20 protein-coding genes are annotated in these 17,185 nt (G+C 50.9%); 12 read left to right on the top strand and 8 right to left on the bottom strand.

Going from position 1 to position 17,185, the window contains the following annotated elements:
• Nucleotides 1–38 precede the first annotated feature (38 nt).
• Nucleotides 39–359, top strand: a complete 321-nt coding sequence (gene trxA, locus EBB79_RS20480; protein ID WP_127750667.1) for a thioredoxin — start codon at nt 39–41, stop codon at nt 357–359.
• Between the two features lie 158 nt (nt 360–517).
• Here the strand turns inward: trxA and EBB79_RS20475 are convergent, their stop codons facing one another.
• Complete coding sequence (locus EBB79_RS20475; protein ID WP_127750666.1) at nt 518–709, bottom strand: DUF1127 domain-containing protein; 192 nt, start codon at nt 707–709, stop codon at nt 518–520.
• 195 nt (nt 710–904) lie between these two features.
• Here EBB79_RS20475 and hslV point away from each other — a divergent pair, with 195 nt between their 5' ends.
• From hslV to EBB79_RS20460, 3 genes are all read left to right on the top strand, one after another.
• Nucleotides 905–1,462 (top strand): ATP-dependent protease subunit HslV, encoded by a 558-nt coding sequence (gene hslV, locus EBB79_RS20470; protein ID WP_127750665.1) that lies wholly within the window; start codon nt 905–907, stop codon nt 1,460–1,462.
• A gap of 64 nt (nt 1,463–1,526) precedes the next feature.
• Complete coding sequence (gene hslU / locus EBB79_RS20465) at nt 1,527–2,834, top strand: ATP-dependent protease ATPase subunit HslU (protein WP_127750664.1); 1,308 nt, start codon at nt 1,527–1,529, stop codon at nt 2,832–2,834.
• An 81-nt stretch (nt 2,835–2,915) separates the two neighbouring features.
• Nucleotides 2,916–4,034: an alpha/beta hydrolase gene (locus tag EBB79_RS20460; RefSeq protein WP_127750663.1), complete on the top strand. Its 1,119-nt coding sequence runs from the start codon at nt 2,916–2,918 to the stop codon at nt 4,032–4,034.
• A 7-nt stretch (nt 4,035–4,041) separates the two neighbouring features.
• Here the strand turns inward: EBB79_RS20460 and EBB79_RS20455 are convergent, their stop codons facing one another.
• From EBB79_RS20455 to EBB79_RS20445, 3 genes are read right to left on the bottom strand one after another with little or no spacing between them, the layout of a single operon-like run.
• A complete protein-coding gene (locus EBB79_RS20455) occupies nt 4,042–4,629 on the bottom strand; it encodes a Smr/MutS family protein (protein WP_127750662.1) in 588 nt (195 codons plus the stop codon).
• On the bottom strand, nt 4,629–5,681 hold the full coding sequence (gene mltA / locus EBB79_RS20450; protein WP_127750661.1) for a murein transglycosylase A: 1,053 nt from the start codon (nt 5,679–5,681) through the stop codon (nt 4,629–4,631). The genes EBB79_RS20455 and mltA overlap by 1 nt, the downstream gene beginning before the upstream one ends.
• Complete coding sequence (locus EBB79_RS20445; RefSeq protein ID WP_127750660.1) at nt 5,678–6,334, bottom strand: Tim44/TimA family putative adaptor protein; 657 nt, start codon at nt 6,332–6,334, stop codon at nt 5,678–5,680. The genes mltA and EBB79_RS20445 overlap by 4 nt, the downstream gene beginning before the upstream one ends.
• A gap of 109 nt (nt 6,335–6,443) precedes the next feature.
• Here EBB79_RS20445 and EBB79_RS20440 point away from each other — a divergent pair, with 109 nt between their 5' ends.
• Nucleotides 6,444–6,941: an FxsA family protein gene (locus tag EBB79_RS20440; RefSeq protein WP_127750659.1), complete on the top strand. Its 498-nt coding sequence runs from the start codon at nt 6,444–6,446 to the stop codon at nt 6,939–6,941.
• Nucleotides 6,942–7,009: 68 nt separating this feature from the next.
• A complete protein-coding gene (secB, locus tag EBB79_RS20435) occupies nt 7,010–7,501 on the top strand; it encodes a protein-export chaperone SecB (RefSeq protein WP_127750658.1) in 492 nt (163 codons plus the stop codon).
• A 62-nt stretch (nt 7,502–7,563) separates the two neighbouring features.
• On the opposite strand, the gene dnaQ is transcribed toward secB, so the two are convergent.
• The 4 genes from dnaQ to EBB79_RS20415 are packed head-to-tail and all read right to left on the bottom strand — an operon-like array spanning nt 7,564 to nt 10,298.
• Nucleotides 7,564–8,286 carry a DNA polymerase III subunit epsilon gene (dnaQ, locus tag EBB79_RS20430; RefSeq protein WP_127750657.1) on the bottom strand — a complete coding sequence of 241 codons (723 nt, stop codon included), beginning with the start codon at nt 8,284–8,286 and terminating at the stop codon, nt 7,564–7,566.
• Nucleotides 8,279–8,872, bottom strand: coding sequence for a dephospho-CoA kinase (gene coaE / locus EBB79_RS20425; protein WP_127750656.1), 594 nt, complete (start codon nt 8,870–8,872; stop codon nt 8,279–8,281). Before coaE ends, dnaQ begins: the two co-directional genes overlap by 8 nt.
• Nucleotides 8,869–9,702 carry a shikimate dehydrogenase gene (locus tag EBB79_RS20420; protein WP_127750655.1) on the bottom strand — a complete coding sequence of 278 codons (834 nt, stop codon included), beginning with the start codon at nt 9,700–9,702 and terminating at the stop codon, nt 8,869–8,871. Before EBB79_RS20420 ends, coaE begins: the two co-directional genes overlap by 4 nt.
• Nucleotides 9,699–10,298, bottom strand: coding sequence for a Maf family protein (locus EBB79_RS20415; RefSeq protein ID WP_127750654.1), 600 nt, complete (start codon nt 10,296–10,298; stop codon nt 9,699–9,701). The genes EBB79_RS20420 and EBB79_RS20415 overlap by 4 nt, the downstream gene beginning before the upstream one ends.
• A gap of 409 nt (nt 10,299–10,707) precedes the next feature.
• Here EBB79_RS20415 and EBB79_RS20410 point away from each other — a divergent pair, with 409 nt between their 5' ends.
• From EBB79_RS20410 to EBB79_RS20385, 6 genes are all read left to right on the top strand, one after another.
• Nucleotides 10,708–11,163, top strand: a complete 456-nt coding sequence (locus EBB79_RS20410; protein WP_127750653.1) for a CopD family protein — start codon at nt 10,708–10,710, stop codon at nt 11,161–11,163.
• A gap of 126 nt (nt 11,164–11,289) precedes the next feature.
• On the top strand, nt 11,290–12,561 hold the full coding sequence (gene rho, locus EBB79_RS20405) for a transcription termination factor Rho (protein WP_127750652.1): 1,272 nt from the start codon (nt 11,290–11,292) through the stop codon (nt 12,559–12,561).
• 28 nt (nt 12,562–12,589) lie between these two features.
• A complete protein-coding gene (gene mnmE / locus EBB79_RS20400; protein WP_127750651.1) occupies nt 12,590–13,876 on the top strand; it encodes a tRNA uridine-5-carboxymethylaminomethyl(34) synthesis GTPase MnmE in 1,287 nt (428 codons plus the stop codon).
• A gap of 12 nt (nt 13,877–13,888) precedes the next feature.
• A complete protein-coding gene (gene mnmG, locus EBB79_RS20395) occupies nt 13,889–15,763 on the top strand; it encodes a tRNA uridine-5-carboxymethylaminomethyl(34) synthesis enzyme MnmG (RefSeq protein WP_127750650.1) in 1,875 nt (624 codons plus the stop codon).
• Between the two features lie 44 nt (nt 15,764–15,807).
• The gene (rsmG, locus tag EBB79_RS20390; RefSeq protein ID WP_127751078.1) at nt 15,808–16,377 is read left to right on the top strand and encodes a 16S rRNA (guanine(527)-N(7))-methyltransferase RsmG; all 570 of its coding nucleotides are present in this window, start codon (nt 15,808–15,810) and stop codon (nt 16,375–16,377) included.
• Entirely contained in the window at nt 16,370–17,179 is an 810-nt protein-coding gene (locus tag EBB79_RS20385) for a ParA family protein (protein WP_127750649.1), read from the top strand. Before rsmG ends, EBB79_RS20385 begins: the two co-directional genes overlap by 8 nt.
• Nucleotides 17,180–17,185: the final 6 nt, after the last annotated feature.

Below are 17,185 nucleotides of genomic sequence, written 5' to 3'. Positions count from 1 at the left end.
TCCTAGTCCAGTTGCCACATACTCATGGAGACATTCCTATGTCCACCGTAGCCGTCACAGACGACACATTCGACGCCGAAGTCAAAAATTCAACGGTCCCCGTAGTGGTGGATTTCTGGGCCGAATGGTGCGGACCCTGTAAGCAGATCGGCCCTGCTCTAGAAGAGCTGGCAACCGAATATGGCGACAAAGTCAAAATTGCCAAGATCGACCTGGACAGCAACCCGAATGTTGCAGCTGCAATGGGTGTGCGTAGCATCCCGGCCCTGTTCTTGTTCAAAGACGGCCAAGTGGTTTCAAACCGATCGGGTGCTGCGCCCAAATCTGCTCTGCAAAGCTGGATCAACGAAGCACTCTGATCAGATCTATCAATTCAATACAAAAAGGGCGTCCTAAAACAGGGCGCCCTTTTTTCATGTCCTAAAGTCCACAAAATACAAATCCTGGCTTGTATCGAACAAAGAAAAAGCCGCCCTGGGAGGAGCGGCGGCTTTAACTTTTCGACTTTAGGTCGCGATCAGAACAGATCAGCGCGGGTCAGGCCGATGTCTTGCAGCTGCTCTCCGCTCAAGCGGGACAACGCTTTGCGTGTGACACGAGTGTCATTCCAAGCAACAAAAGCGTTTTTCAGCTCGCGAATACTATCTACAACACGAAGAGTGGCGACTGCTCCCAGAGGAGCTTGGGTGTTTGCGGCTACATATGCCATGGTACGCTTCCTTTGATCTACCAGCCGACACTGCGTCGGTTGTTGAACCTGATGTAAGACCACAAAGTGAGTCTCACAATTGCCCGTTTGGCAGGCCCGTATTGCACACAGTGCATAGCAAGTTAACAATACGTGAGCCGTTGCCTCTGCGACCTTTGACCCCCATATACAAACGGCAATCAAACGGAGGCACACATGGCAGACGATCAATTCCCCGGCTGGCACGGCACCACAATTATCGGCGTCAAAAAAGGCGGCGAAGTTGTGATTGCTGGTGACGGGCAAGTATCCCTGGGCCAAACTGTAATCAAGGGAACCGCACGCAAAGTACGCCGCTTATCCCCAGGTGGGTACGACGTTATTGCGGGTTTTGCTGGCTCGACGGCCGATGCCTTTACATTGCTGGAACGACTTGAGACCAAACTGGAGGCCACACCCGGCCAATTGGCCCGAGCAAGCGTTGAATTGGCCAAGGACTGGCGCACAGACAAGTATCTTCAAAAACTAGAGGCGATGCTGATTGTTACTGATGGAACAGATCTGCTGGTGATCACCGGCGCAGGCGATGTGCTGGAACCCGAGCATGAAGTTGCTGCTATTGGCTCTGGTGGCAATTTTGCCCTGGCTGCGGCGCGTGCGATGATGGACAGCGATAAATCCGCCGAGCAGGTGGCCCGTGATGCAATGGCCATTGCGGCCGACATCTGCGTCTATACCAATGGCAGACTAACTGTCGAAACCATCGCCAAATAAGAATTTTCAGAAAATTCTTAGCAAAATTCTTCTTAAGAATTTTGACTGCCCGAAAGGACGGACTATGACAGACTTAACCCCACGCGAGATCGTTTCTGAACTGGATCGATTTATCATCGGTCAAAATGACGCCAAACGCGCTGTTGCCGTGGCGCTGCGCAATCGGTGGCGGCGTAAGCAACTGGCTGATGACCTGCGCGACGAAGTCTACCCCAAGAATATTCTAATGATTGGGCCTACTGGCGTTGGCAAAACTGAGATATCTCGACGGCTGGCTAAACTTGCCCGCGCTCCATTTATCAAAGTTGAGGCCACGAAATTTACTGAAGTTGGTTATGTGGGTCGCGACGTCGAACAAATCATCCGCGATTTGGCAGACTCCGCGATTATACAAACTAGAGAGTTGATGCGTGAAGACGTCAAGGCCAAGGCACATCAAGCCGCTGAAGACCGTGTGCTTGAAGCCATTGTAGGTGAAGACGCCCGTGGGTCCACCCGCGATATGTTTCGCAAGAAACTAAAATCGGGTGAGCTTGATGATACGATCATCGAGCTGGATTTAGCTGATACATCCAACCCAATGAGCTCATTTGAAGTTCCAGGCCAGCCAGGATCAAACATGGGAATGATGAACTTGGGGGATTTGTTCGGCAAAGCAATGGGCGGGCGCAGTGTTCGGCGCAAGACTACCGTTTCAGAAAGCTATGATATTCTGATCGGTGAAGAGGCTGACAAGCTGTTGGATGATGAAACGGTCACCCGCACTGCATTGGAATCCGTCGAACAAAACGGCATCGTGTTCCTAGACGAAATCGACAAAGTTTGCACCCGATCGGATGCGCGTGGCGGCGACGTCAGTCGCGAAGGCGTGCAGCGAGACCTTCTGCCATTGATCGAGGGCACCACGGTATCGACCAAACACGGTCCTATCAAGACGGACCATATCCTGTTCATCGCCTCAGGCGCGTTTCACATCGCCAAACCATCGGACTTGCTTCCCGAATTGCAGGGCCGACTGCCAATCCGTGTGGAACTGCGGGCATTGACCGAAGAGGATTTTGTCCGCATTCTAACCGAAACGGACAATGCGTTAACCCTGCAATATACCGCTTTGATGGGGACTGAAGAGGTCATTGTCAGTTTCACTGACAACGGCATCGCAGCATTGGCCAAAATCGCAGCTGAGGTGAACCAATCCGTCGAGAACATCGGTGCGCGCAGATTGTACACCGTTATGGAACGCGTGTTTGAAGAACTATCCTTCTCTGCTCCGGATCGGGGCGGCGAGGAAATTGTCGTTGACGCCAATTTTGTTGATCAGAATCTTGGCGCACTGACCAAATCTGCCGACATTAGCCGGTATGTACTGTAAGAAAAATCTTGAGAAAGATGCCTCTGGACATTGCCAGAGGCATCGATAGCCTGTTTTTAAATTTAGAATGGCAGAGCTTCTATGCGACTACTATTTAGAACGGTTTTAGGGATTTCCTTGACCGTCATTGCGTCTTGCAGTGACCGCGCGTTTTCCCCAATTGTGCCCGAAGCATTGGATATCGGTACGCCCAAATCTATTTTTGCCGCTACCGTCCGCGAACCTTTGCCAGATGGAAATTTTGGTCCAAGCAGATCTGATCATTACAGCCTGCTGGAACTAACCGTATCGATCCCCCCAAACCACCAACCCGGACAACTGGATTTTGCTTATGCCAATCCAGATCCGGAAACTCAGTTTACTTTGGCAGGACGTCGGGTGTTTGATGATCCGGCCGATTTTAACGCACGGCTAAAGGAGGATGTTGCGCACCTGCCCCGGGACGAGCGTGAGGTCACCCTGTTTGTGCACGGTTTCAATTCTACCCAAACCGAAACCGCCTTTCGCGCGGCTCAACTGGCAAAAGATATCCAGCTGCCAGGCGCCACTATGATCTATTCTTGGCCTAGCCAGGGCAATCCACTGGGCTATGCCTATGATGAAGATAGCGTTCTGTTTGCCCGGGACGGACTGGAACATATGCTGCGAAAAACCCGATCTGCTGGTGTGGGTCGCGTGGCCCTGATCGCCCATTCGATGGGATCGCTCTTGGTCATGGAAACACTGCGACAGATTGAAATTAAAACGCCGGGTTGGTCGGCTGCCAACCTTAGCGGCGTGGTTTTGATGTCCCCGGATCTGGATGTACAGGTGTTTCGAAGCCAGATGGATCGTATAGATGACGTTCCACAACCGTTCATTGTATTCGTATCCAGTAAAGATAAGCTTCTCAATATTTCCAATCGATTACGCGGAAAACACACCAGTGTAAGGCTCGGTAGCCTTACTTCAGTAGAAGCTGTTTCTGGTCTCCCTATTAGCATAATTGACACCACTGAATTTTCCGATGATGCGGTGTCGGGGCATTTGGTGGCGGGTACGTCGCCAGCGCTCATTGCTATATTGAATTCTGCCCGAAAGACAGCCGATGCCTTTGGTCGCGAAACTGCTTCTTTCAAGACCATATTGCCTGGACAAGTGACCCAATCAAACGGAGCAACTCAAGTCAGCCTACGCAACGCGACATCCGATGAAAGATAAGGTCGGTTTATCGAGTGCGGCGAAGGTAAACGTAATAGGCGCCCGAACCACCATGGCTGATATGGGCCGGTGTTACCTGTAACACACCCTGAGCCAGAGGAGGCAAAGCCAGCCAGTGTGGCACCTGATGCCGCAGAACCCCACGTGGTGTGGGAATTGGGCCGGGTTCATCGCGATCTTTGCCTTTGCCTGTCACCACCAGAACCAACCGCTTACCGGACGCTTGCGCTGACAGAATAAACCGGATCAGTGCTGGGTGCGCAGAATCGATCCGCATGCCATGCAAATCCAATTTACCTTCGGGCTTTAGCTTGCCCCGCGTCATGCGGGTAAACGCTTTTTGATCCATCTGAACCGGAGCCCGAAATAGTCGATCGGTGATTGCCGGCTTTAGATCATGTTTAACCGGTTTTTGCCGGGACCGGCTGCCTAGTTCAAAACTATCTATGTGCGGAACTGGATGTTTTATTGGCTTTGGTTTCGGCAGTGGCAAAGCGGGCGCCGCTTTATGAGCGCTGTGATGCAGGCGCTCGGTCTTTTTCACGACCTCCTGCCAGAGATCGATTTCGTCTGCAGTTAGTTTCCGCCGTGTCATTAGATGTCTTCCGGTAGCAGCGCATAAGCTCGTTGGATTGGCAGCAGCACAACCATTCTACCAGGATCGCGCAACCGGCCAGCCGCCTGCCCTGCTTCGTCACCCGTTCCGTAGAAAATATCTGCCCGCTGCGCGCCCTTGATAGCCGAGCCAGTATCCTGCGCAACCATCAGACGGCGCATTTTTTCTGCTCCGTCTTTCTCAAGCCAAACCGGTGCCCCCAATGGCGTAAATTTTGGATCAACCGCCAGGCTGCGCAGTGTCGTGACAGACCTGTTCATTGCGCCCAATGGTCCTGCGGACGACGCCACTTTGCGTACTTCGCGAAAAAACACGTAAGTTGGATTATGCATCAGCAACTCACGTCCATCGGATGGGTTCCGGCGGACCCAATTCTTGATTACCTGCGCACTGACCTGATGCACCGAATACACCCCACGCCTTACCAGCTCTTGCCCGATTGATCGGTAATTGTGACCATTGGAGCCACCATAACCAACCCGAACTGTCGATCCATCGGGCAGTCGCACACGGCCAGATCCTTGGATCTGCAGGAAAAATAACTCGACTGGGTCGTCAACCCAGGCAATTTCCAATCCTCTTCCTTCCATCACTCCGCTGGTCAGGATGTCTCGGCGCGGCAACCATTGACCTGCGTTGCGGGCTTCGGGCGGCATTTTATAGATAGGATATCTATAGCGCGAACTTCGCGTGCGAGAGCCATCAAGTTCCGGCTCGAAATAGCCGGTGAACAATGCGTCTTGTCCATCTTCTATTAAGACTGGTCGAAACAGCAATTCAAAGAATGCGCGTGCTGATTCAGGGTCCTGCTGTTTGGCGACTGCGCAAATGGACAGCCAATCCGGGTCATCAAAGTCCCGACAGGTTTGCACGAACACATTCAGCGCGGCTGCGTGATCGTCAGCAGCCCAGCCATCAAGTTGGCCGAAATTCAATAGGCTATAGGTTGTCTCAGATTTCGCTCCGGTCGCACTCATGGCGGCTCCCATCAAGCATGCGGCGCCAATAGCCCGCCGGAGCGTTCTGATCATGCGTCTGTGGCGACAAGATGCCAGTTCGGATCATCCGTGCCCATGTTGCGTGCAAAGGTCCAAGTGTCCTTTTGCCGTTTCACGGTCTTGGCGTCACCTTCGACAATGTCACCACCCTGATCCCGAACCACCGAGGTCATCTCGGCTACAAAGCGCATTGTGATTTCAGCCCGCTGTTCAGTCTCGTCAAACGTGGCATCCAACACAGTGGTTTCCCTTACGCCGATGAACTCAGCCTCGATGGTCAGTCCCTGGTCTTCACGATGCGATACAGCCTCGACGAAACTGTCAAAAATTTCCTCGGACATGAATGGCTGAATACTATCCAGCTCACCGCGTTCAAATCCCATCAGGATCATTTCATAAGCACCGCGCCCGCCCTGCAGGAATTCACTTACTGAAAACGAGGGTTCCACACGTTTCATGGCACTCAATGCCTTGGCTTGCGTACTGTCTTCGGCCACGTGATCGGTGATGTCCCGATCCGGACCCCCTTCGATCACTTCGAAACCAGACCTATCTGCGCGCCCGTTTGATTTAGGCAGCGGTGGCTTTTCAAAGCCTTCGCGAGTGCCCAACACGTTTTTCAGGCGTAGGATCAAAAAAACGGCAATACCGGCTAAAACTAAAAGCTGGATCAAGGGAGACTCCATTTGGACCTCATAATAATGACTAGGCTTTGTAACCAAAGCTCTCAGCACTTATGTATGTGACGGGAAGGGTCAAGTCCACCGTCCCGCTAATGTGATAAGGAAACCGTTTATGTACCTGCTTCTGGCCTTTCTTTTGGTGCCAATCATCGAAATTGCCCTGTTTATTCAGGTCGGTGGGTTTATTGGCCTCTGGCCAACTTTGGCCATCGTTGTTTTGACTGCAGTGTTAGGAACCTGGCTGGTAAAATCTCAGGGCCGCATGGCATTGGGGAAATTGCAGAACTCTTTCCAGCAACTTGATGATCCTACTGAACCATTGGCGCATGGGGCTATGATCCTATTGGCAGGCGCTTTATTGCTGACCCCCGGTTTTTTTACCGATGCGATTGGCTTTTCACTGCTGATGCCGCCGGTGCGCATGGCTGTCTTTCGATTTTTGAGCGCGCGCGTCACGATGGCGCAATTTCAAATGGGCGCCGGCACAATGCACTCACGTAGGTCCCCAAACGGCCAAGGTGATGTCATTGACGGTGATTTTGAAGACGTGACTGCCAAGAAACCCCGCCAAAGCCCATCGGGTTGGGTCGAAGGCCCCGACCAAGATTAACCTGCCCCGTTGAGGTGCCGTTGCCAAGGTGATATGCACAGCGCAAATATTATTTCAGGAGTAGTTCTATGGCCGAAAACGGCGCAACCGAAGGCGCACAGCCGCAAGTTCAGATGAATGTTCTGGGCCAGTTTATCCGCGACATGTCGTTCGAAAACGTAATGGCACAAAAGGGCACCGGCACAGAGGCCCAGCCCGACGTCAGCGTTCAGGTTAATCTGGATGCCAAGAAGCGGACAACTGAAAACCAGTATGAAGTGATCACTAAGCTGGTCATCGAATCCAAGGTCAAAGAAACTGGCGATGTCCTGTTTGTATTTGAACTGGAATATGTCGGCATTTTCAACATTTCAGGTGTACCCGAAGACCAGCTGCACCCGTTCTTGCTGATCGAATGCCCGCGCATGTTGTTCCCATTCTTGCGTCGCATCGTTTCGGATGTGACCCGTGACGGTGGTTTCCCGCCACTGAACCTGGACAACATTGATTTCGTAGCAATTTATCGCAACGAACTGGCACGTCGTCAGACCGAGTCCGCTGCTGAGCAACCTACGCAGTAAATTAAGCTATTCCAGCATCACATCAAAACGCCGCTGATCTGTCAGCGGCGTTTTTTGTATGATCAGGCCTTCCAAAGAGCGCCGTCACCCATTTTTTCAACAAAAACATCGTGGGCCGATTGTTCATCCTCGGTTAAACGGGATTTCAACGGTGTTGGCCGCGCCGCAGGTCGCCAGTCATCCGACACACCGCTAGAGGCCGTAGTCGCATTTGTTGCCAAACCAAAATCCGGCTGCCGTCCTCCGATCAACTCTAGATAAACTTCAGCCAGGATCTCAGAGTCCAGAAGCGCGCCGTGCAACACCCGGTTTGAATTGTTGATATTGAATCGGCGGCACAGTGCGTCCAACGTCGCCGGCGAGCCCGGAAACCTTTTGCGCGCAATTGCCAGCGTATCCAATGCCTGCTCCATCGGCAGTTCCCGCAGACCCATCCAGCGCAGTTCTGCATTCAGGAACTTCATGTCAAAGCTGGCGTTATGGATCACCATTTTGGAATCGCGCACAAAATCTAGGAACCCCTGCCCAACCTTGGCAAAAACCGGTTTGTCTTTCAGTAGGACTGCACCAGGGACCGGTGGCTGTGGTGGTTCTAGTAGATCCGGGCCAATGCCATGCACGCCAAAGGCCTCGATCGGCATTGACCGTTCGGGATTGATGTAAACATGGTATGTCTCACCGGTTGGCATATGATTGAGCAATTCGACGGCACCTATTTCGACAATACGGTCGCCGGAAAATGGATCAAACCCTGTGGTTTCAGTATCCAGAACGATTTCACGCATTTGCTATCTTCTCCCGGATGTCTGCAAGGATGGCTTCAACCTGCGCCCGTGCATGATCCTGAGTGTCAGTGACAATCACATAATCAGAGCGAGCAGTTTTTTCTTCAATTGGCAGCTGTTTTTTCCGGATCTGTAGGAATTGCTCAAGTGTCATCGTGCCCCGCATCAGCACCCGTCTTTTCTGTGTTTCCGCATCGATCGTCACACAGGCCACAGCATCCATTTCACTATGCCCGCCGGCTTCAAACAACAATGGGATATCAAAGACGAGTATATCAGACTTAGCTGTCTTGCGAAAATGATCCCTGTCCAGCGACACCAATGGGTGCACGATGGCTTCTATTCTAGTTAGCGCAGTGGGATCTTTGGCGATTATGGCTTTTAATGTCCCGCGATCCACACGGCCGTCATGGACCGCATCGGGAAACGAAGCTTGCATCGCAGGAACAGCGGCGCCACCCCTATCATATAGCCGATGTACAGCTGCATCAGCATCCCAAACGTCACAGCCTGCAATCGCGAACAGGTCAGCCGTTGTGCTTTTGCCCATACCTATCGATCCGGTAAGGCCTAAATTGAACGTCATCTCAGCGCCGCAGCACGGGTGGCTTTGTCCACTTCGGGACGTTGGCCAAACCAACGTTCAAACCCTGGTACGGCCTGATGCAATAACATCCCCAGTCCATCTACTATGGTACAGCCTATTTCTTCGGCATATTGCAATAACTCGGTCTTCAGCGGCGCATAAACCAGGTCAGTGACCACGGCACTGGATTGTAAGCCATCTAAAGGCACTCGAAGACGTGGTTTTCCAACCATGCCCAGAGATGTTGTATTGACCAACAGCGCCGCCTCTTCGATCACATTTCCGGCCTGAACCCATTCCACAACCCGAAGCCGGGCGCCGAATTCCTGTCTCAACTGATCCGCACGCCCACGGGTGCGGTTTGAAATTATCAATTCCGGCACACCTGCCTCTAGCAACGAGGCAACCACGGCACGGCAGGCACCCCCTGCCCCAAGAATAACCGCCGGACCAGACTTAGGATCCCAATTCGGTGCCGCCTGATGAAGGTTTGTGATAAAACCATAGCCGTCGGTGTTATCCGCCATGATCGTACCATCCTTACGGAATATCAGCGTGTTAGCTGCCCCGATCAGCGTCGCACGATCCGTGACTTGATCGGCGATCGTCATGACGATTTCTTTGTGCGGGATCGTCACATTTGCACCAACAAAGCCCATCTTGGGCATCGAGCGAATCACTTCTTCCAAATCGCCGGCTTCAACATGCATCGGAACGTAGTGACCCGATATTCCATAAGCGTTCAGCCAATAGCGCTGCAGTTGTGGAGATTTTGAATGGGCCACCGGGCAGCCAATCACTGCTGCCAATGGAATTATTGCGTCACTCATTGTTCGATCATCCCCTGCAGAGCCAAGTAGTTAATAACTTCCATCAGGGGTAATCCCAAGACGTTAAAGTAGTCGCCGTCAATGGCTGAGAACAACCGAACACCCTCTTCTTCAAGTTTATAGGCACCCACGGCATGCAGAATACTATCCCAGTTGCGACTGACATAGGACCTTAGATAGGTGTCTGAACTGTCCCGCATGTGCAGTTCTACCTGCCCAACATGTCGCCAAATCGGTTTTCCGTCCCGACAGATTACCGCAGCTGACAGCAGCATGTGCTGTTTGCCACGCATTGTTGTCAGCTGCTCTAATGCTTGATCTGGCGTCTCTGGTTTTGACAGTAATCTACCCTCAAAGTCCAACACTTGATCACAACCTAAAACCAACGAACCCGAAGTTTGAGTGCTTATTCTTATGGCCTTTAACTCTGCCAAGGCATCTGCAACATTAACCGGAGAGGCGCCCTTGCCCAACAGGTCGGATTTAAAAGCCTCTTCATCTACGTCCGGATATTGAACTTCAAATTCAATGCCTGCCTGCCGCAACAATTGCGCACGAATGGCCGATCCTGAGGCAAGAACGATGTGGGTAGACATGTGGAAAACCCCTTGGAAAAGTTTAGAATGGATTTCGGATGGTTTGTATCGATTTGTCCGCCAAGGCAAGCTTTGGGGGTTATCTCGATATTTCACAAAAAAGCCGGCAGATTCGCCCTCGGAGGATAAGGATAACTTCAAATCTCGGGATATCGCGGTCGTCCCAAATTACTCACCACGTTATCCCCATGGTAATCTTGATTAAGAAAGTCCTAACAGCCTTATTTCTAAGGACTGGTCATTTTTCATCCCAAACCCAACTCAACGGACTGGAAACTTATCCATGCTGTGGATAATCCCGTGCGTGACTCACTTATCCACGGGATTCATGCTGCCCTACTAAAACATCATCCTTTCTTATAAATATTCTATTTATAGGGAACTCATTCCAACCCGAGGAAAAACCAAGATGGATCTGAACGATCTCATGTTCTCACTCTACCCATATGCTAAGTCACTCCACATCATGGCAGTGCTCAGTTGGATGGCGGGTCTCTTCTATCTTCCACGTTTGTATGTGTATCACGTGGAGCAGGCAGAGAAAGTTCAGCAAATCATTCCAATCTTCCTTATGATGGAAGACAAGTTGCTTCGCTTAATCATGCGACCTGCAATGATAGTAACCTGGGTTGCGGGACTGTTTATGGTGTTTACGCCGGGTTTGGTGGACTGGAGCGATATCTGGCCCTGGACCAAAGGTGCATCGGTTATTGCTATGACAGGGTTCCACCAGTTCCTTATGGCGCGGTCCCGTGACCTTGCTGCGGGTCAGAACACGCTGACAGGGCGCCAATACCGGCTACTGAACGAGGTCCCTACTCTTTTGATGGTCATCATCGTTGTGTCGGTTGTTTTTAAATTCTGACGCAATATTTGACTCCCTCTGAGCGACCGCATATGTAATCGACCAAAGCGGACCCGTCCGGGTTAACGCATTTTCCAATCTTTAGTGACACCGCATCCCGAATTGGGTGCTTAAGGGCTGCATAATATGACCGTTGAAACTCTGAGTCTCGCCACCCTAAAGGCAAAAAGCCCCAAATCTCTGCTTGCGATGGCCGAAGAGCTGGAGATTGAAAACGCCTCAACCATGCGTAAAGGCGAGATGATGTTCCAAATCCTGCGTGAGCGCGCAGATGAAGGTTGGGAAATCTCTGGTGATGGTGTGTTGGAACTGCTGCAAGATGGATTTGGCTTCCTGCGATCGCCAATGGCCAACTATCTGCCCGGCCCGGATGACATCTACGTCTCACCAGAAATGATCCGCACATATTCTCTGCGTACTGGTGATACCATTGATGGAGTCATGAAGGCACCACAGGATACTGAGCGATATTTTGCTCTGACAACTGTTACATTGATCAACTTTGAAGAGCCCGAAAAAGCCCGTCATAAGATCGCCTTCGATAACCTCACTCCGTTGTATCCCGATGAGCGACTGAAGATGGAGATCGAAACCGCGACCGGGAAAGATCGGTCTGCCCGTGTAATCGATCTGGTAGCGCCCATTGGCAAAGGCCAACGCTCACTGGTAGTGGCCCCGCCACGGACCGGTAAGACGATGATCCTCCAAAACATTGCCCATTCAATCGAAAAGAACCACCCTGAGTGTTACTTGATCGTTTTGCTGATTGATGAGCGCCCGGAAGAGGTCACAGACATGCAGCGCTCGGTTCAGGGTGAAGTCGTGTCATCGACCTTTGATGAACCTGCTACACGCCACGTCGCTGTGGCCGAGATGGTTATTGAAAAAGCCAAACGCCTGGTAGAGCATAAACGAGATGTTGTTATACTTCTCGACTCGATCACGAGACTTGGTAGAGCCTTTAACACCGTCGTGCCTTCATCTGGTAAAGTTCTGACTGGTGGTGTTGATGCCAACGCGTTGCAGAGACCCAAGCGATTCTTTGGTGCGGCTCGTAACATTGAAGAGGGTGGGTCTTTGACCATCATCGCCACAGCCCTGATCGACACTGGATCACGCATGGACGAGGTGATCTTTGAAGAATTCAAAGGCACAGGTAACTCTGAAATTGTCCTGGATCGCAAAATTGCTGACAAACGCGTCTATCCAGCCATCGATATCCTCAAATCCGGGACCCGGAAGGAAGAACTGTTGGTTGATAAGGTTGATTTGACCAAAACCTTTGTACTTCGCCGTATCCTTAACCCTATGGGTCCGACGGATGCGATTGAATTCTTGCTGTCCAAGCTGAAACAGACCAAGTCGAATAATGATTTCTTCGACTCTATGAACACCTGATCCGGCCGGCAGAAGGAAAGGCCAACCCATGGATACGATCTTTGCGTTGGCCTCGGCCCAGGGCAAGGCCGGTGTTGCGATAATTCGCGTGTCGGGACCTTTGGCTCACGATGTAGGTAAAAGGCTCTGTGGTGGGGACATTCCGAAGCATGGTACGACATTAAGAACGTTACGTGATGCGACTGGTGACCCCCTGGATCAGGCGTTGGTGCTAACTTTCGCGGTTCCAAATAGTTTTACAGGCGAAAATACCGTTGAATTTCAAACACATGGCAGTATCGCGGTAATCTCCGTAATACTGGACACGTTGTCGAAAATTGAAGGGCTGCGGCTGGCAGAACCTGGAGAATTTACGCGCCGCGCCTTGGAGAACGGAAACCTTGACCTGGCGCAGGTCGAGGGCCTGGCAGATCTGATCGATGCAGAAACCGAGGCTCAAAGAAAACAGGCTCAGACTGTGCTTAGTGGCGGATTGGGTCAGCTCGCCGAGCGGTGGCGACGTGATTTGATACGAGCCGCATCCTTGATCGAAGTCACCATAGATTTTGCCGACGAAGAAGTGCCAATTGACGTCACTCCAGAGGTTTCATCTCTTTTATCTGGTGTCCAGAAGGATCTGGAACAGGAGACGAAGGGTGTAGGGATCGCAGAGCGTATTCGAAACGGATTTGAAGTTGCAATCATTGGTGCTCCAAATGTTGGAAAATCCACTCTTTTGAATGCGTTAGCAGGAAGAGAGGCGGCAATTACGTCTGATTATGCTGGCACCACGCGTGACGTGATCGAAGTTCGAATGGATTTGGCTGGCCTTCCGGTTACGCTGCTTGATACGGCAGGGCTTCGGGTGACCGAAGATCATGTTGAAGGCTTGGGTATTGAACTGGCTCGAAAACGTGCCGAGAATGCAGACCTTAGGGTGTTTCTTGTAGAAGAAAACGAAGCTTTAGACGTGGAAATGCAAACTGGTGACATTAGATTGCTACCAAAAGCTGACGAACGAAGTAATGTTGGTAATACAATCTCAGGACGCACTGGTTATGGTATCGATCAACTTGTATCACATATCTCAAGCGTTCTAAAAATGCGGTCGGCAGATGTTGGTATCGCAACGCATGCGCGGCACCGTGATACTATGAATAGGGCATTGGAAAACTTGGTTGAGGCTAGGGAAATCCTTAGGAGAGGCCCCGAATTCTATGATATTGCTGCTGAAGATATGCGGTCGGCTATACGGTCCCTTGAGATGCTGGTGGGGCGCGTTGGAGTTGAAAATCTATTGGATGAGATTTTCATGAGTTTTTGCATTGGGAAATAGGGAGTGTTTCACGTGAAACATTCGAGATTTGATGTGATCATTGTTGGTGGTGGCCACGCAGGGACAGAAGCTGCTCATGCGGCGGCCCGCATGGGAGTGGAAACTGCGTTGATAACGCTGCGAAAAACGGACATCGGAGTCATGTCCTGCAATCCAGCCATTGGTGGCTTGGGTAAAGGACATCTAGTTCGCGAGATAGACGCGCTGGACGGTGTTATGGGACGGGTAGCGGACAAAGCCGGAATACAATTTCGACTTTTGAATAGACGCAAAGGACCAGCAGTCCAAGGACCGCGAGCACAAGCAGACCGAACGATATATCGCGCAGAAATGTTGAAAGTTACTACCGAGCAAGAAAAACTCCACATCATAGAAGGCGAGGTGATCGACTTCCTGATAACAGGGCAGGAAGTGACGGGTGTAGTACTGAGCGACGGATCTGAACTATCTTGTAGCGCCGTTATCTTGACATCCGGAACATTCTTAAGAGGCGTCATTCACATCGGCGAAATAGCCAAACCCGGCGGTCGAATGGGTGATCGGCCTTCCATACAGCTTGCGAAACGGCTAAGTACAATGGACCTGCCGCTGGGGCGACTGAAAACAGGGACGCCACCAAGGTTGGACGGACGGACTATCAACTGGTCCGGACTGGAAACCCAACCGGGTGATGACGATCCCACACTATTTTCTTTTTTGTCCACCAAAACAACGGCCAAACAAGTGAATTGCGGTATCACACATACGAACGAGCGAACACATGAGATTATTCGTGAGAATTTGAACCGATCAGCGATGTATGGAGGTCGCATTGATGGGGTAGGGCCCAGATACTGCCCCTCAATAGAAGATAAGGTTGTCCGATTTGCGGAAAAGTCATCGCATCAGATATTCTTGGAGCCGGAAGGTGTAAATGACCACACAGTTTACCCGAACGGTATATCTACTAGTCTTCCAGAAAATGTCCAAGCCGATTATGTGCATTCGATAGTGGGATTGGAAGATGCTGAAATTCTTCAACCTGGTTATGCAATCGAATATGACTACGTTGATCCAAGGTCGCTTGATCTGGATTTATCGGTTCGATCAGTTCCAGGCTTGTATTTAGCGGGGCAGATCAATGGCACAACAGGCTACGAGGAGGCCGCAGCGCAAGGTATGGTTGCTGGATTGAATGCAGCCCGTCGCTGCTTAAATGAAGAGCAAATAATTTTCGGTCGGTCTAACAGCTATATTGGGGTCATGATAGATGACCTAACTACCAACGGTGTGGCGGAACCCTATAGAATGTTCACGTCCAGAGCCGAATTTAGGCTGTCGCTAAGAGCTGACAATGCGGACCAAAGGCTGACGCCGTTGGCTATCTCGTTGGGCTGCTGCTCTGAAGAACGAAAATCTACTTTTTCTACAAAGATGGAGAACCTTGAGACTGCCCGTGAACTTTTAAATGAAAACTCCTATACTCCTAAACAAGTAGCGGCGGTTGGAATTAGAATTAGTCAGGATGGAAACCGACGCAGTGGACAGGACATATTAGCGTTTCCGGACGTTACATTCGAAGACTTGGTCCCACTCATCCCTGGAACTCAAAGTGTAGGCAATGATATCCGACGTCAGGTTGAACGGGATGCATTGTATGCCAACTACATTGATCGTCAAAATAGGGAAATATCCGCAATGAAGCGGGACGAGGCCCTTATCATCCCTCCCGAATTGGACTACACCAGCATTTCCGGACTTTCCAATGAGTTACAAACCAAATTGCGAATGACAATGCCACATGACTTGGCGCAGGCCGCTAGGATTGATGGCATGACGCCGGCAGCGTTGGCATTGTTACTTGCCCGATTGCGTCGAGATGGAAAGCGACAGGAGAAAACCGCGTGAAAAACCGGGACTTACTGAGTCAACTAAATGTTTCACGTGAAACAATGCAGAAGTTGGAAGTTTTCGAAAGTGTGATCCTAAAGTGGAACCCAAAGATAAATCTGGTTTCGCGAAGTAGTCTCGAGAACCTTTGGTCCCGTCACATCATCGATTCCATTCAAGTTTACCGCAGTGCACCGATTGTTGGCCATTGGGTTGATATCGGCAGTGGTGGCGGATTTCCCGGGTTGATAGTTGGTATTTTGGCGGCAGATGAGGCTCCTGATACCAGGGTTACTCTCATCGAAAGCGACCAGCGGAAATCTGTGTTTCTGCGAACAGCTGCTCGGGAGTGTGGAATAAAAATCAACGTTCTCAGCGAACGGATAGAAAAAGTAGACGCCCAGTCGGCGAATGTGCTGTCAGCGCGGGCATTGGCCGATCTTAACACTTTATTAACTTATTCAACCCTTCATTTGGATCCTGAAGGGGTTGCTCTATTTCCAAAGGGTGTCACCTGGAAAAAAGAGTTGGAAGAGGCACGTCGGCATTGGCATTTTGACGTAGAACCAATTACAAGTTTAACTGAACCCGACGCCGTCATTTTGAAAGTAAAGGGAGTGACCCGTGTCTGATCTATCCCGCCCAACTGGGCCTCGCATAATTGCGATTGCTAACCAGAAAGGCGGGGTGGGAAAAACCACCACCGCCATAAACTTGGCCTCCGCGCTGGTGGAATCAGGGTTGCGTGTCCTTGTCGTAGACTTGGACCCGCAAGGAAATGCGTCAACTGGATTGGGAATTGATCCAACAGATCGTACTCTGACGACGTATGATCTTTTAGTTGGCGAGACACCTCTGCGAGACGTGATTCGAACAACTGAGATAGAGGACCTATGCATTGTGCCGGCAACGGTCGATCTAAGTTCGGCCGATATTGAATTGATTGCAAATGAGCGTCGCAGTTTTTTGCTACATGATGCGCTTCGTCAAAAGGACATGGACGAATATGATTGGGACTATGTCCTGATAGACTGCCCTCCGTCGCTGAATCTGCTGACAGTTAATGCAATGATAGCTGCACATTCAGTGCTAATTCCTTTGCAGAGTGAGTTTTTTGCGTTGGAAGGGGTGTCCCAGTTGATGATGACAATTCGGGATGTACGGCAAACGGCGAACTCTGATTTGCGCATAGAAGGTATCGTGTTGACGATGTATGACAAGCGCAACAACCTGTCTCAGCAAGTGGAACAGGATGCGCGCGACAATTTGGGTGATTTGGTATTCGAAACCAAGATACCTCGTAATGTCCGAGTGAGCGAAGCGCCGTCATATGCGCTGCCGGTGTTGCAGTACGATCCAAACTCGCAGGGTGCCATTGCCTATAGATCATTGGCGGATGAGTTGGTCAAAAAGCATCAAAGACTTGCAGCGTAATCAGGG

The sequence above is a fragment of the Parasedimentitalea marina genome (assembly GCF_004006175.1).
In the GTDB taxonomy this organism is placed as follows: Bacteria; Pseudomonadota; Alphaproteobacteria; order Rhodobacterales; family Rhodobacteraceae; genus Parasedimentitalea; species Parasedimentitalea marina.
Note: the sequence above shows the minus strand (reverse complement) of the source record. Positions and strands in the feature narration are given on the sequence as shown.